The organism is Planctomycetaceae bacterium (assembly GCA_021371795.1).
Lineage (GTDB): Bacteria > Planctomycetota > Phycisphaerae > Sedimentisphaerales > UBA12454 > UBA12454.
On sequence record JAJFVK010000008.1, the window covers coordinates 1 to 17084 of the forward strand.

The 17084-nt window shown below is 40.4% G+C and carries 10 protein-coding genes; 9 read left to right on the plus strand and 1 reads right to left on the minus strand.

The window, feature by feature from the left end; all coding sequences use genetic code 11:
• From LLF92_03810 to LLF92_03840, 7 genes are all read left to right on the plus strand, one after another.
• Nucleotides 1–2537 (plus strand): beta-galactosidase trimerization domain-containing protein (locus tag LLF92_03810; protein ID MCE5340238.1); only part of this gene is annotated, 2537 nt, incomplete at its 5' end.
• Nucleotides 2538–2679: 142 nt separating this feature from the next.
• Nucleotides 2680–3462 (plus strand): glycoside hydrolase family 16 protein, encoded by a 783-nt coding sequence (locus LLF92_03815; protein ID MCE5340239.1) that lies wholly within the window; start codon nt 2680–2682, stop codon nt 3460–3462.
• Between the two features lie 76 nt (nt 3463–3538).
• Nucleotides 3539–4537 (plus strand): hypothetical protein, encoded by a 999-nt coding sequence (locus tag LLF92_03820; GenBank protein MCE5340240.1) that lies wholly within the window; start codon nt 3539–3541, stop codon nt 4535–4537.
• Between the two features lie 10 nt (nt 4538–4547).
• Nucleotides 4548–5909 carry a hypothetical protein gene (locus tag LLF92_03825; GenBank protein ID MCE5340241.1) on the plus strand — a complete coding sequence of 454 codons (1362 nt, stop codon included), beginning with the start codon at nt 4548–4550 and terminating at the stop codon, nt 5907–5909.
• 354 nt (nt 5910–6263) lie between these two features.
• Entirely contained in the window at nt 6264–7739 is a 1476-nt protein-coding gene (locus LLF92_03830; GenBank protein ID MCE5340242.1) for a PEP-CTERM sorting domain-containing protein, read from the plus strand.
• Between the two features lie 118 nt (nt 7740–7857).
• On the plus strand, nt 7858–9513 hold the full coding sequence (locus LLF92_03835) for a hypothetical protein (GenBank protein ID MCE5340243.1): 1656 nt from the start codon (nt 7858–7860) through the stop codon (nt 9511–9513).
• Nucleotides 9514–9702: 189 nt separating this feature from the next.
• The gene (locus tag LLF92_03840) at nt 9703–11034 is read left to right on the plus strand and encodes a hypothetical protein (protein MCE5340244.1); all 1332 of its coding nucleotides are present in this window, start codon (nt 9703–9705) and stop codon (nt 11032–11034) included.
• 41 nt (nt 11035–11075) lie between these two features.
• Here LLF92_03840 and LLF92_03845 read toward each other — a convergent pair whose 3' ends face one another.
• Complete coding sequence (locus LLF92_03845; protein MCE5340245.1) at nt 11076–12143, minus strand: substrate-binding domain-containing protein; 1068 nt, start codon at nt 12141–12143, stop codon at nt 11076–11078.
• 535 nt (nt 12144–12678) lie between these two features.
• Here LLF92_03845 and LLF92_03850 point away from each other — a divergent pair.
• A complete protein-coding gene (locus LLF92_03850; protein ID MCE5340246.1) occupies nt 12679–13485 on the plus strand; it encodes a type II secretion system GspH family protein in 807 nt (268 codons plus the stop codon).
• Nucleotides 13486–13723: 238 nt separating this feature from the next.
• A complete protein-coding gene (locus tag LLF92_03855; GenBank protein MCE5340247.1) occupies nt 13724–16984 on the plus strand; it encodes a hypothetical protein in 3261 nt (1086 codons plus the stop codon).
• The last annotated feature ends 100 nt before the right edge of the window (nt 16985–17084 follow it).

Below are 17084 nucleotides of genomic sequence, written 5' to 3' on the forward strand. Positions count from 1 at the left end.
TCGATAACTGCAGCGAAAGTTATACAGGCGATTTAAACAATGACTGTACAGTTAATTTTGACGATTTGGCTATTTTCTCTGGTGAGTGGCTGACGTCTGATTTAATTACCCCAATAATTTCCGATTTAAATGGCGATAAAATAGTTAATCTGAAAGACTTCGTACTATTTGCCGAACAATGGCTGCAAATTAGTGAGCCATATATTTTCTTTCCTGTAAGCGATATTGTCTGGCGTGTAGATGACCCTCTTTATAAAGAGCTTTTATCTATAAATCCTGTGGGCATGGCACAGGAAGGCGCGTTCACGTGGGCGCATCTTATGGTGTATGACAACTGCCGTAAAATAGCTAATCAGTTCGGTCTGAAATATGTCTATGAAGATTCCCAGAAAATGAATGCAGAAAATAATCTTATGTACATAGCTAATCAGTATGTCTTTGAGTCTTCGGCGTATAATCTCGCTTATTATGATGATTTATATGGATTACAAAATGTTGTAACCATCGGCGACCTTACTGCTGTTATACCAGATCATGATTATGGCGGTAAAACAAGTCTATTTCCTGACCCTGTAATTAATCAGGCTGTTATGGACAAAGCCGAACATCTGGTTCAAACATCTCCGCAGTGGATATGGGCATTATATACCGGCGATGAAACACATGAAATAACAGATAAGGGTGGAGTAACGACTTTTGCCAGTTCGACAAAGCCGGCTTATATGACTATTGCAGATGCCGAGGTTAAAACACAATATGGCAATGGCGTGTATGGTATTCCTTTGTCGTTAACCGATACCAATCCCTATCGCTGGATAGCTTATCGCAGATGGTTGAATGAAAAGCTTATCAATCGAATGGGTGACGTATATAATATGGTCAAAGCCGAAGAACCTGATATTAAGCTTATTTCCTACGACCCTATAGCGGGGCATCATCCTTATGATTTTAGTACGTGGTATGGTAAATGCGATATTCTGACACATCAACTTTACCCTATACAGGATAAGCATTCTGTGAAATTCGGATTTACCACGAAACTTATAAAAGATATTTCAGGAATCGAAGAAGTATGGCCATGCTTCCATGTTGAAAACTACGCTACGTCTTTTACGCCTGAAGAGGTGCTGGAACTGGTTAGTCAGGCTTTCCGCAATGGCGCAACAGGATTTCACATTTATCCCGCGGATACAATAGGCCTGCGCAGCGGTATAAACTACCTCGCCCATGAATACTACGGTGCGCCGGAACGATGGCAGCTTTTGATGAAGCTGGTTGATGAAGCAAGCAAGATGAATAAACTGCAATTTCCAGAACCAGATTTTGCGGTTATGTATTCCGGCGACACATACGCAAGTCAGGGTTATTATATTAACTCAAGCGGTGTACATTCCGGTGAGGTTGAATACGCATATACATTGCTTGGCCCGAATGCAAAGAGCTGGTTTAAGTTTATCGATGACAATCAGATTGAGAGGCAGTCTGCAAACATCGCTGATTTTAACGCAATTTATATTCCATTCGCCAAGTATGAAAGAGAATCTACGATACAGAAGCTCCAGCAGTATGTGTCTAATGGCGGAACTTTAATTTCAACTGACCCTGAAATATTCAGCTATAATGCATGGGGTAATTCGATGGCCAGTTATCGTTCCACTATTTTCGGTGTAACATTAAACGGAACACAATCCGTTTCGACGATCAATTATCAAGGCCTTTCAATGCCGGTATATGGCACCGCGTATAATATCAACACAAGCGGTTGTACAGTCCTGGCCACTTTTAACAATGGCAAGCCGGCTATTGTTTCGCATCCGTACGGCTCTGGCAAAGCAATATTCTTTGCGGCCAATCCCTTTGCCTCAAGTTCCGTAATAAGCAGCGAAAGCTGGATTAGTTTTTTCAAGAGCTTCCAAACATATTTAGACCTGCGAACCGACCAGGATATCTGGCGATTCAGATTTCCATATTCTTTGGTTAAGCCGGTGGCAAAACCTAATGGCCAGTGTCTTACGAACAACTACATTTTCTGGCAGGGATTTGCGCCGATTAACATATTAAATCTGAATACGGGCGGTACCTATAAATACAGTCTGGCTCCAGATACGTATGCGGATATTAGCGGAGCCGACATAGAAATTCCGTTTAGTTCCGGCAAACTTACCAATAGACGGTCAGCCACGGGTTCGGCCAATAGTCTGGCCCTTGGTAAAAGCCTTTACTCGGACTGGATAGTGCGATATTCAGCTTCATCGCTGTCTGCATTTACAATCACATTTGATTTGAAGCAATCCTATCCGATAGGTAAAGTAAAACTGTTCACTGCGGGACAGTTACCTAAATTAGACCTTTACGGCTCTAATAATGGCACGGACTGGCAGAAACTGAATGAGACCGGAGGCCCGGTTGCAAATTCATCTGACGTCCTTGATACAACTTTAGACGGCAATGGTCAGTCCTGCAGATATTTGAGAGTTGATTTCTCGGTGAGGGATAATTTGCTCGGCATATCTGAAGTTGAGATATGGACAAACTGAAAGTGAGGCATTGCTATGCGGGCAGTCGTCAAAGGTTTCTTGACATTACCCTGTACTTCCAATGATATATCTGTGATTATGTCGATGTCTGATGCCTAACGCAGAAATTAATATTTATACTTTTCGTTGAATTGGAGTGAAAATGAAATTATCGACATTGTCTGGCATTGCAATTAGCATCGCATCATTATTTCTGTTAACGTCGTGCAGCAACTCACAAATTCGCAGCAGTTCAGATGCGCAAACCATTACTGTCAATGGGAAAATATATAATCTGGAATGGAATGACGAATTTAACGGTACTAAACTTGATACTTCAAAATGGGGCTATCGACTTGGAAATCGCAGAACCGGTTTCTGGGTTGAAGACGCAGTTCGACTTGATGGCAAGGGTAATTTAAACCTGGTTACTTATGAAAAAGATGGACAACATTACTCTGGTGCCATCGAAACCTTTAAAACCTATATGACGCGTTATGGATATTTTGAAATTAGGTGCAAGTTAAACAATAAGGAAGGACACTGGCCTTCATTCTGGATTCAAACACCAACCTTCCGCAAATTCCAGAACGATCCAGGTAAAGGCGGTGCAGAAATCGACATCATGGAATATTGGGTGCAATCGCCGGAAAAAATCCATAATTCGGTACACTGGAATGGTTTGGATGACGAACTAAATACGCGTACAAAAGCTTCGGACATACCAAATCTAAACAAAGGATTCCACACCATCGGCCTTGAATGGACGCCAAATGAATATATTTTCTATGTTGACGGTAAAGAAATTTTTAGAGTTGAAGAAGGAATTTCACACATAGAAGAATTTATGATACTAAGCGATGAATGGCCTGGCGAGATAACAAAAACAAAGTTGCCCGACAAATTTATCGTAGATTATGTCAGGGTCTATAAAGCAGAAAAATAAAGTATCTGTTCATCTGCAAGCATTCAACGCGTATGTTGAAAAGCTAAAATGCGGGTTAAATTGGAATTTTATAAATATGAATAATTTTAGAAAAGTTGTTTTTTTGCTTATGGTTTCGAGTGTTGTTTTCCCCAGTTTTGCCTTGGGCGCCTTGAAAAAAAAGAGTGTGAATTCCTATAATTTTATAAACATTGGTCATCTTGATTACGGTTCCAATGACAATCAAATCGGGCTTCTTCTGGAGCCCGGTGTTCCTCCCACAGGCCCAGAATCATTCTGGATTGACGATAATGGCCGGATTTATGTCTGTGATACCGCAAATAAAAAGATCAAATTTTTTTCTGCCAAAGGCGAATTTATAGACCAGGTGTCCGTTAATTTTAAGTGCAATGATGTGGCTGTTGATGACCAAAACAATATCTTTGTTATGGACCGTGCCAGAAAGCTAATCCACTGTTTTTCTATGAAACAATTGCTTTCTGTCATAGCTGTTGATAAATCCCTGATATCTAACACTAACCTTCTGAATATCTCCGACGGCAAGCTTGAAATAATCACCAATGACCAGGAAAGATATCTTATGTGCGAGCCCGAGGGGTTCAGCCTTCTCGATGCCGAAAAAAATAATGGCAATTCGAAGGATAAAGTGATTTTAAGAAAACCTATAGTAAGAAAAAATAATTCAAGGTTAAGTCTTAAAAGAACTAATGACCGAAAGTTAGAAATAACCTTTTTGGATGACGATTCCAATTCTCATAAAGCCCTTCGTAAAAAAACTCCCGGCAAAACTGTCCTTCCGGCAAGCGATGTGGTTTCTTCGACCCTTTTAGGCAGCGACCAGACAGGTAACTGCTATATTCAGGTAGAACAGATTGCAGGTTCTGGTTTTGGCATAAATCTTTGTGTATATATTCTCGATTCCGAAGGGAAAACTAATTGCGTAATAGACAAAATACCTAATAACTATTGGACTTATACCGCCAAGCTCCTTCAAGTTAATGGAAAAGGTGACATTTATCAACTTTTGCCGACCGAGCAGGGCATAGAGATCAATTGCTGGAAGCGAAGCAAGTAGGATGTACGATATGATTATACTGCCAAATAAGACCATTTGCCGTTTATTATTTATTGCTATTGTAATGTTGGGGCTTTCTGCCGGTGATGTGCCGGCCTGGAGCGGCGATGCTTTCACATATATAACACGAGAACAGATAGTCAGTAAAGCACAGGAAATGATTAATTACACCTGGAGTCCATTGCGCGGCATTCGGAACAGGCGTTCTACGGACAATAATTATTGGTATAATTTTTATTCGTATCAGACATATACTGGTATAGCTTATTCATGGAACGCTCCCCAGGAAAATCTGGAGGAGTTTGCAAATCTTATTGAAAACGGAACGGAGTTTCAGGTTGGTGACAACTTATATGTTAATACGCAGTTAAGCCTTAGATCAGGTCCGGGTGTCTCTTTTGATATTCTTGCGAGTGTATCTGCGACTAATACCGTTGAGGTACTCGCCAATGCTGACAATGGAATATGGGTTGATGGTTATCATTGGTGGAATGTGAAATATAATGGCCAAAGCTACTGGTGTGCCGGCGGTTCTGCAAGTACTGATTACCTCTTGAGATATACCGGCTATGGGAACGACTGCTCTGGTTTTGTAAGCATTTGCTGGAAGCTTCCCTCGCGTTACGTTACATGGACATTTGAAGATGATGCTATTGCTGCCGGCGGTTGCGTTGATAGTCTTGGTGATGTTGGCTCATGTGCTTCGGCTAATTTGAAAATCGGCGATGCCTGTAATGATGCTGCCGAACACATTATTCTTTATAAGGAGACTCTGTCTGACGGCAGGATGATGTCAATGGAACAAACACCCACTGTCGCCAGAGAAAGGGTTTGGTACTGGAGTTCGCTTTCGGATTATCGTCCTGTTAGAAGAAGGTTGATAACAGAGCCTACTTTGCCTATGGTTGAAACTCGGGACTGCACTAACCTTACCGCGACTTCGATAACACTAAATGCTGTGATTACTGATTCAGGCAGTTCTACTATCACCAACCGACTTTTTACATGGGCTGCTAATGAGAACGGTACTGACAATGTTGTGACAGATGTACAGGTAAATGGTACAAGCTTTAGTTGCAATATTGCGGGGTTTCAGCCAGATACTGATTACTACTTTAAGGCATGGGTGCGAAACGCTTCCGGCTGGATTAGTACGCCGCCGATTAATTTTAAAACTAAGTGTATGGGCGATTTAAATTCAGATAATAAAGTCAATTTTATTGATTACACCCTGTTAACTATCGATTGGAACAATACTTGCTCTTGTCCTGTTTGGTGTAATGGCGGTGATTTTAATCAGGATGGGCATATTAACATAAACGATTTTCATCTACTAATTCAAAATTGGCTTTCTGGAACAGATAATTTTTAATTAAAACGTATCTGTTCGGTCGTACCTACGGCTAATATCTTCTTGGCTCGGCAATCCTGTAAAACCGTTATTTTAAACCATTTAAGCCTGGTTTTTAAAAATTAAGCCTGGTTTTTAAAAAAAAGACCCAAAATTATCTTATATGAGAGTTGTATGAAAAATTATCCAAACTACGTAATTTTTAAATTTTAGCTTGACAAGACATGGCATAGCATGTACTATAGTGGATGTTTACTGTATTACATATAGCCCTAAATAGAATTCTAAGGGAGGTTAAATGGATTTGGGTTTAGTTCGTTTGGTTGTATCGTTCAATAAAATATTTTATTTTATTTAATTTGGAGGAATTGGAAAATGAAGAAGTCAAATTTTTTACTCGCGGTTTTAATCATTTCTTGCATGGCATCCATGTCTTTTGGTGTGTCGGCCTTTTTTAGAGATGACCTTTCAGAAGCTACTGATGACTATCACTGGTCGGACACAACAGCCTGGTACCTTATTAACGATGTTGGATCTCCTGCCCTTGGTCGCGTACCGCTTATAACTGATACTGTTTTCCTGTATTTTCAAAGAGAAACAGTTGTCAACAGTGATGCTTTCTGTAACTCCTTATTCGTTGGATACTGGAATGAAGGTGCAAAGCTGACCCTGGCGCCGGGCGATTACACTTTAAAAGTGAACAGCCAATTGTTAGGCGGCCGCAGCGGAACTGGCAACGTAATCACTCAAAATGGCGGCACCTTTAGAGCTGATGTCGGTGTTCGCCTTGGTTATGATACCGCAGAGACAGTTTACAATATGAACGCTGGTACACTTACCACTGCCGGTGCTGGTGTTGTGACAAGAGGTATTGTAGTTGGAACCGGTGGTGATAGCTTGAAAGATGGCTCATCCACAACATTCAATCAGACCGGCGGCACAGTAACAACCGGCGAGCTTGCTGTTGGTAAAGCCGGCACGACTGGTATTTACAATCTCACAGGCGGAACGATTAATGGGATTTATTGGAGCACTAACTTTAAGATTGGTGCAATTGGTTCTGCTAAAGCGTCAATAAAATCCGAATTTAATTTGGGCAATGCCGTCAGTACTGGAACAATTACCGGTTCTGCAGATGCAAGTCTGTATATCGATTGCCGCAACTCGTCCCTGAATGGTTGGGGTGTTATACAGGCAGGCAGCAAGACGAGCACCGCAAGCAGGCTGTTCAATGATGGCACGATTAAGGCTGATGGTTTTGGCATTGACCGTACTTTAGATGTTTCAAACTACAACAGAGTTGTTTCAAATTCCGGCGTTTCCGGAGCTGTCAATACAGGCACAAATGGATACTATGCCGTTAATCATGGCAAACTTCTTTTACCCAGCGTTACAGTGGCTGCCGGCAACGGCGCTTACAATTGGGGTGAAGATGCCGCACGCAGCGTAACCAGTCTTGTAAACAGTGTACGCGTAACTTTCACAAATGCTTCAGAAGGTTCTTTGGATATAGCGTTGTTGGCGAATGACCGCACAGATGTTGTCGCTTATGATGGCAAAACTTTCATAGGCATTTGGAGTTTTGCACAAATGACATTTGATAATGCGAATATTGCTTTCAGATATGATGAAGCATTGGCAGCCGGACTTGGAATTGATGAAGAATCACTCAATATTTTCAAACTTGAAGGTACTAACTGGGTTGCTCTTGCGAGTACAGTTGATTCAATTAACAATCGTATAACCGCAAATGTTGACGAGTTTTCAGTTTTTGCAGTAGGTGTTCCAGAGCCTGCAACCGTTATTCTTTTGGGACTTGGTCTTTCACTTCTTGGAAGAAAGCGTAAATAATAATTTAATAGATTGTAATTTTGGGAGGACATTATGTCCTCCCAAAAATTTTGCTCTCAAAATCGTAATTTGGTAGTTCCTGTTTCAAAGAATAGGTTTTAATATAGGAGATTCAGTAATGAAAAACATGTTTTTTCAAAAAAATGTAATAATTGCAATAATGGCGATTATGGCAGTTACAACTGTGGTTTCCCTCGCAGGGGATACTATGTTCTTTGAGGATTGGCGATCAGAGGGAGACGACTGGTATTGGGACTGCACAACAGCATGGTATGATATATATACTACTCCGTGGTTTAGAATTCCTATTCCAGGTAACGACGATAATATTTATATAGATGATAACAGGACATGTATTTTTCGAACAAACGATGACTTAGGCAATCCAGTTGCAAGCCCTCTCGTGAGGATTACATATCTTGGCGACTATGAGAGTGGCGGTCATTTATCACTCCAGGCAGGCGAATATACCTATACCTCAACGCTTGGAATTTATGAAACGGAAATGGAGACCAGCATTACTCAATACGGCGGTGGGGTCATCGGTAGAATTTCCGTTGGTATGAAGCATGACAGATCCTCTCCGAATCATCATGACGCAAACAGTACCTATAACCTTTATGCTGGTCAAGTTACCGCAAATCCAATCGTTATAGCTGCTTCTTCTCCAGGTACAGGCCTGAAATGCAAAGGCACTTTCAATATTTATGACGGCTATGTAAAAACCAAAGAGCTGTCCCTGGCGAAGGCTGATTGTAACGCAGTTGTTAATATGACAGGCGGAACTCTTGAGATTTATGATGTTACCGGCGGAACTCTTCAGGTTGACATAAAAGTTGGATGGGCTGGCGCTAAAGAGGCGACGTTCAATTTTGGAAATGAAGAATCAACAGGACTTATAACTTCTCTTGCCGGCCAGAACGCCAATATATGGCTATTGAAAGATATTGGTATATTCAATGGCTGGGGACAAGTTACACTTGCAAATCGAATCTTTAACGATGGTATCATACAAGCAAATGGTTATGGCACCGAAAGAGATTTGGATATGTCCGCTATGGCTCTTGTGAGAAATGTTAATGACAATCTTGTCGGCAAGACTAATGGATGGTATGCGATGAACAAAGGCAGGCTTATTCTTCCTCCCGTTGCGGTCGCAGTAGGGACAAATAGTTACAACTGGGGCGAAGATGCCGCAGATACTGATATTGATTTGATTAACAGTGCAAGACTAACACTAAACGCTGCAGCGGCAGGGACTCTGTCAGGAAGTTTGCTTGACAATGACCGTTCTGACATCCCAGGCGCACTTAGAGCAACTGGTGTATGGGATTTTGCAGGACCTGCTCTAACAGGTAGTGTCGGCATTGTAATCAGATATGACGAATTTTTGGCAGCAGATCTTGGCATAACAGAAGCAAACCTGAAGCTCTACCACTATGAAAATAATCAGTGGGTTAACGTTACAGGCTCTGTTGATACCGCTAAAAAACAAATTTCCGGTACAGCCGGTTCATTGGGATTATTCAGTGTTGGTATCCCGATTGATACGCCAATTAACTGTAGTGAAGTTCACAAAATCGGACAGGGTTATCCCGGCGATTTGGACGAGAACTGTGTAGTTAATCTCGACGATCTGGCTATTTTCACTGATCAGTGGTTGATGTCAGATCCGTTTGATCCGATAGCTTCTGATTTGAACAGTGATAAGACGGTTAATATGAAGGATCTCGGTATAATTGCTAATGATTGGCTTAAGGACAACAATCCATAATGGGTGCAATAAGTGATGTGACAAAGTTCAGGGGGCTGTTTGATACAGTCCCCTGACTTTTTTTGAAATCTTAGTAATAATTTAGAGAATAAAGTTTTTGGCAAAGGTGATAATTTTATAAAGGCTGTACGATTGAATTGTTGCATAACATTACACTATTAAAGCAACTTCTTTGAAACGAGATATATAATGAAATTTGACTGGATAAAAGAGGCTAAATTCGCATCTTGGTGGATGACATGGGAAGACCTTGAATGGCCTGACTATGCGATTGAAAAAAAATGGGAAAAGCGCGCAAAGATATTTGCCGAAAATGGCGTTAATGCCGTTGTTATATTCGGATTCCATTTCAGGTGGGATTACCTGCCCATATTGGACCGTGTTATTGAAATACTTGCGAGAATTACAGAAATTTGCCATAACGCAGGCCTTAGAGTAGTTGACCATCACTCCGCGACATTCGTACACCGAGTACGTAACGTAAATGACCGTTGGGAGATTAGAAAGAGAAACAGGCATCATGTTCCATTCTACCCGGATAATTGGCAGGATCTAAACTTTAACGGCTCAAAGCTTTCTGATTGGCAGCAGATATCAGCAAGAGATAATCAACCTGTATATTATGAAGGTTATAATAACGCATGTTTCTGCCCTAACAACCCTGATTACCAAAAGGCATATTTGGAGTTTATCGCAAGGCATCTTGAAAAGATTAAATATGACGCTTTAATGTCAGATGATTTGCAGTTTATGCCGGATATTTATACGTGCAGTTGTGCGCATTGCAGGGAAAAGTTTTATAGTGCTACAAAAATGGAATTGCCGGATCAATCAGAAAAAGATTTTTGGGAAAATCATAAAAACACATACTTTCAACAATGGATTCAACTTCGCTACCAATGGACGGCGGAACATTACAAAAGGCTTCGTGCCTTCTTGCCGGAAAATATTGCGTTGTGGGGATGCGCTTCAAATTGTATAGGGGCAAATTTATCAAGTATGGGGTTTTCACCACCACACTATGCGTTTTACTGGGATGCTATTTTTCATGAAATAAATCACAGCTATCATCCCGTTAAGGATAAAGATATGATCAGGGCCGGCATTTCGGCGTTTGCATCAATTGCCAGGCAGCATAATAAACCATTGATTGCAGTGTTCTATGTTAAAAGGCTGGAGGATATTAAACTATGGACAGGTCTTATAGAACAAAACAATGCGAGGCCTTGGCTGTCCAGGCAAGTCCGAACAGAAGATGCTATCCCGGAAGAAGAGCTTCTTCTTAATGGGCTTTATTTGAATAACGGCGGTTCTCCTTGTAAGATAGCCCCTCTTGTATCGCTTAGATTTTCACAGAAATATCGCGACAGTTTACCTATGCCTTTAGCGGAGCGATATGTCGATGGTTATATGAAAAAATGCAACTCTCTTATTAAGAAGAACTATACTGTAGATGTGATTTTTGATGGATACAAGAAACGTACAAAGACGGAAGAAGAGCTGCGCTCTATAAATTCTTAGTTTACCCCTTGCGTTTCTGTTGTTATTGTTTTGAAAACGTTTTATTTTGTAACTATTTTCAGTTGCAGCAGTATCTGAACCGGAGACGGCATTTTGTCTGCGGTAATTTTTTTAAATAGTATTTCCATCGCCTTAACAGTTCTTTCCATTGATGGGAGTATAATTTTCCCATAAAAGAATGGTGTATCGTCAAGCGAGCTGTCATTTTGTGATAATGTAATAACGGAAAAGTCTTTAGGCAAGTTTAGCTTTTTCAGGCTTATAAGTGTCTCGCAGAAGCTTTCCGCAACGGACTCTGACAGGATTATTGCAGCTGTTGGTGGTTGCTTTTGATGCATTAATGTTTCGCAACTTTGATATCCGTACACTTTGCAGTAGTTTTCGCCGTGCATATACCAGAATTCTGTATTAGTTGCGGTTTCGTACCATAGTGTTTTTGGATTAGTCCCTTTTTCATGGCAAAATTTATTGTAGACATCTCTAAGTTCATCCAATAATCCGGTGAATGTTTGCTTGAAACCTACTAATGCTATGTGCTTATGTCCCTGTGAAGATAGCAGCATAAGAGCTTCTTTTAAAGCTCTCGGCATGTCATAGTCCACCCAGTCGACACCTCCAGTTTCAAATATGCGGTTGGTTGAAACAAAAGGTATGCCTATTTCACGTAATACTGCAATTATTGGTTTTCGCAGTATTGAGTTTGTGAAAATTAATCCGTCCACGGGTAATTGAGCGTAGAAATTTGGTGATGCATCGGCCAATTCAAGGGATGTGCCAATCGTTAATATTCCAAATTTTTGGTTGGCAGCTTCGCTCTCGATTTTTTGGAGCTCCATATCTTCCCCGCGACGGTGCATGAGGCCTACTTCGCCAATGACCCCATATCTGGGACGGTTATGCATGGTGTTAGATATAAAAGCGCCTTTTGTGCCTTGAACTGTAACTCGGCCTTTTTGCGACAAGACTTTTACTGCTCTGGATACCGTAGCGGGTGCAACATTATAATGCTTTCCAAGGGCATGAACGCCAGGAAGTTGTCTTTGCCACTTTTTGGCCTCTATGTCTGATTCAATCAGCTCTGCCAAATCTATGTATTTTCTATTTATCATTGATGTTCCATTAATTTTTGAGAAAATTGTTGTAACTACTGTAAGAATAACATGTTGTGACAAAAAACATAGACTTGCTTCCTTTTAAGAAAACGGCGTTTATATTCTTGTGGCAACAACCGAGAAAGAGCCGATCAGGCCAGGTATGGGCGAAATCCCACAATTTCCTGGTATTGTATTTTTTTTCGATAACGTCTTTATTAAACAAGTACTTACAAAAAATATTTTGCAAACTAAAATTCTTAATTGCATAGCCATCTGTTATTATTCAAGCTATGATTGGACGACAGCAACACCAGTTAGCTAAAATATTCAAAATATCATAAAACAACTTGACATCTGCTATAATACATGCTATACTAAACCAGTCAATAGAAAACAGTTCTTTGTCAAGGAATATACACGTAACATGACTGTTTGCGTTATGATACTGTTGCACATCGCGAACGTCAATCTTTTTGCTTCTTTGGGCTTTATTTTTTGAAAGTAGTTTAAATTATTATATTATTTTGCATTTTATGCAAGGAGCTTGGGAATGATAAATGAAAAACGTTTTAGATTGCCTGGTTTTACACTGGTTGAGCTTCTAGTTGTTATATCTATAATAGCTATGCTCCTGGCGGTTCTAATGCCTGCACTCGGTAAAGCTAAGGCTAGTGCTGTAAGAGTTGTTTGTGCATCAAATATGAAGCAGACGGGGCTTTGTATGTCTATGTATATCAGTGATAATGAATATTTCCCAACTGATTATATGCCGCCAAGAGCGACTGATGCAGGTGATTTGACCCAGGACTACTGGCAGCAGAAGCTTATTAAATACGCTAAAAATGGGAAAGTTTTGAGCGATCCGTATTTTGAGAAGATGGTAAGCTCTGGTAAGACATCTGTAGAAAACATAACCATGGAAAAGCTTTATGGCGCGACGAATGAAAAAGTAAACTGGTATTACTGGTTTTGCTCAGGTTACGCACAGTCATTTGGTTATAACCATCGTGCGTTCGGTTGCGGTGGTTATGCATCCAGTGGTTTTAGGTGTTATTCGAGAACCGGTATGGGTGCTGCGGATATAAAGAAGCCAGTGTTGAAAGTTAAACAGTCTTCGGTACGTAATCCTGCCGGGTTATTTCTTGCTCTTACCAATGTTAGTTCATTTGCTAATTCGCCCTACGTTGGTGATTATAAAGAGCGATACCATCCGAAGGATTTTCGCCATTCCGGCGGTGTAGTTATTCTATATGCAGATGGGCATAGTGGTTGGAAAAAGATTGATTCAAAAGAATTCGAACTTGACAGCAACGGTAATCCAGATTCTTGTTGGGGCGATATAAATCAAATACGATAATACGATGTTTATTTCCAATTAAGTTTGCAACGGCACAAGCGGTAGGGCTATTAAGTGGTGCATTTTTGTGATATGAAATAATCTTACCATACTGTATAATTTCCCAAGAAGTCGGATTGCGCCATTATATGATTGTGGTGATAAAATGTACAGCGCAATCCATAAACTGGTTACTCAAATCTATAGATGGTCAGTTTAAACTGTTTAGTAAATCGCAATAAACATGGAAGGAGTGTTTATGAAAGTTATCTTTAGCTTTGTTTTTTGTTTAGCAGTGGTCTCGGTTTCATTTGCTTCTGTGCGGGTATTGCCAAGAACTTCTCTCAAGCCGGTTATCGATGGCAATCTGAATGATACAATGTGGCTTGATGCCGGGAAACTTCAGCTTTGTAATATCAATTCCAATCACTTAGTAAATAATACAGAGGCGGCTATCGCATTTGATAATGAGAATCTTTATATTTCATTCAAATGTTATGAAAGCCGGATGGATATGATGAAAAAGGCCTGGGATCACGTTGAGGAGCGTGATAATAGTATATGGGCTGATGATTGTGTTGAGATTTTTATTGATCCTTTGGCGAGCAATACGAGGCATTTCTTTCATATTATTATAAATTCATCTTCGGTTATATATGATGCACGGGCCGGCAACATAAGCTGGAATGGCGATATTAATGTGGCGACCAAATACTACAAAGATTATTGGATTGTTGAGTTTTCTATTCCTTTGATAAATTTCGGATATGCGCCTCAAGGCGGAGAGGTATGGACAATAAATCTTTGCAGAGATGAAAAGCCATCAGGCGAGTTTAGTGCTTTAAAGCCTGTTGCTTCTTATACTGACTATACAAAGTTTGAGGAATTTGAGTTTGGGACAGCTTCAAAAGCGGTTGATTTTTCTGTGCAAAGCATAGCGGAGAATGGCAAAAGCAACCTTAAGCTGAAAATTAAAAACAATCAGGCTGAAGACTGCAATATTGGTGTTTTACTAAATATCTTCTGTAAAGGCGATAATGTCTTCAGTGAGAAAAAGCCGCTGGCTATCAAGGCCAATTCAGAGCAAACTTTTGTGATACCCTACAAAAGCGTTGCGGATTTTCAGACTCTCGAATTAAAAGCGTTTGACGGCAATAATGTGATTTACTCTAATCAGTTCAATTTTTATCCGCCTGTGGAAGTTTTAACTACCACCGGCAAAAGTGACAGGGTCTGGAATGTACAGAACCCGCTCTATGAGGAACTGCTTACGGATGAGCCTCCAAAACTTGCCAAACAAGGCGCGATTTACTGGTATGTCGAGCGTGATTACGTTGGTATGCGGAAATTTGCGATGCAGTACGGCTTTAGATATTCTTATGAGGAATCGTATAAGATGCTTGCCGCCAATAATCTTCATCCAGTAACAACCTTAGGCTCACTTGAAAGCAAGGTGTATAATTCAGCGGAATATGACCGCAAATATGGTGTTAAGGAGATATTTACTCCCGACTGGCGTGATGCTCCTGTTCCTAAAGTCGGAGATTCGGCGTTTCTGCTGGATCCGGTTTGTAAAAAAGTTTTTATTGATGATATTAAAAACGCTTTGGGTAAGTATCCTGATGTTATATGGGCGGTGCTTGCCGGTGATGAGATATTTCCGCGTGTTTCCGTTGAGGGTATAAATGTTTTTGAAAAGAAGAAAGATGAATATCCATATATTGTTGAAGTAGACAAGCTGGTTAAGGAACAGTTTGGCAACGGCATTTATGGGATTCCGACTTCAATGAATGATAAGAATCCTTTGCGCTGGCTGGCATACAGGAAATGGCTCAACAGAGAGTTGGCTGATTTTCTTGCAGAGATTCATACAACAGTTAAAAAGGATTGGCCTGATGTGTTGGTGATTTCTTATGATCCACTTGCTATGGGATCTCCGTTTGATTTCAGCAGGTGGAGCAATTCGTGCGATATAATAACGCATCAGCTTTATCCGAGAAGAACTTCAGACAGAGCATCGTTTGGCTATATTACAAAACTGGTTCGAGATATTTCCGGTAAAGAGGAGATCTGGCCTTGTATGCATGTGGAGGAATATTCAGCTTCTTTCACTCCGCAGGAAGCATTGGAATTGATAAGTCAGGCTTTCCGTAACGGGGCGACCGGCATTCACTATTACCTTAAAGATACAGTTGGTTCGCGAAAGAAGAGCAAATACCTCTGGACTGAATATTATGGTGCACCGGACAGATGGCAACTGGAAATGGCAGCGGTAGAACAAGCCGCCAAACTCAAGAAGCTTAAATTTCCCGAGCCTGATTTTGCGATTTTGTTTTCCTGTGACAGCTATAATGCGTTACCTGTGAACAGTGATACTGAAAATTTAGAATGTGCATATACTCTCTTGGGTCCCAGAGCGGGCAGTTGGTTCAGGTTTATAAATGATTATCAGATAGAGAGAGATGAGATAGACCTGAGTAAATTTAAGGTGATTTATGTGCCTTATGCCCAGTATGAGGGACAGTCAGTGATATTGAAACTTCAAAATTATGTAGCTGGCGGCGGTGTTCTGGTTGCGGGCGATCCGAAAATTTTTGATTTCGACACCAAAGGTAAAGACGCTTCGGTTGCAAGAAATAAACTTTTTGGCGTTAAAGACTTTAATGATTGCAGAGTGAAAAGTATCAATTATGGACAGAATGTTTTACCTGTTGCAGGCAAGGCTTATGATATCGAGGTGGTTCCGAGAGCGAACGTACTGGCAGTTTTCGATAATCAAAAGCCTGCTCTTGTATCAAATAAATTCGGTAAGGGTAAAACGTATTACTTTGCGACCAATCCATTTACTTATCAATCTTTGAAAAGCAGTGAATGGATTAGCTTTTTCAGAGATTTCCAAAAAACATTGGATTTAAAACTTGATAATGATATTTGGCGGTTCAAATTGCCGGAGGGTTTAATCAAGCCTTTGCCTCAACAAGCAGGTAAGTGTCTGACGAATAATTATATTGCCTGGCGGCAATTTAACATTTTAAAGGATTCTTGTCTTAATACCGATGGGAGCTATTGGTATAGTGTTGCTCCTGATGAAGTTGGCGAGCAAAAACAAAGCGAAAAGATTAGCTTTGCTGATGGTGATCTTACTGACAGGCATCAAGCGTCTGCAGCAGGAAATGTAGATAAAGGGCAATCAAATCTTAACGATTGGATAATTAAATATTCGAAAGTCAAGATTGAGCCGTTTGACATTACTTTTGATTTCAACCAGCAGTTTGAAATCTCAAAATTGGTGATTTATTATTCCGGCCAGTTGCCGCGTGTTGTGGTTGCTGCATCTAATGACGGCCAGAATTGGCAAAGCTGTGATAAGGTTATCGATAAAACAGTATTTACTGAAGATGTTTTTGATGTTGAAATCGATGGAATTTCCAGCAAAGCAAGATATCTTAAGGTAAGTTTTGGTTCAAGAGAGATTGGTAATAGTTTAACTCTTGCTGAGATCGAAGTGTGGGCAAGGTAACAAAGTTGAATTGTAATTAGAGTCTATGATTGTGTAAAAGGAGTGGTTTTTGTGTTAAAAAAAGAGCGATTATGGTCTTACCCGCAAAAAATAGAAGCTG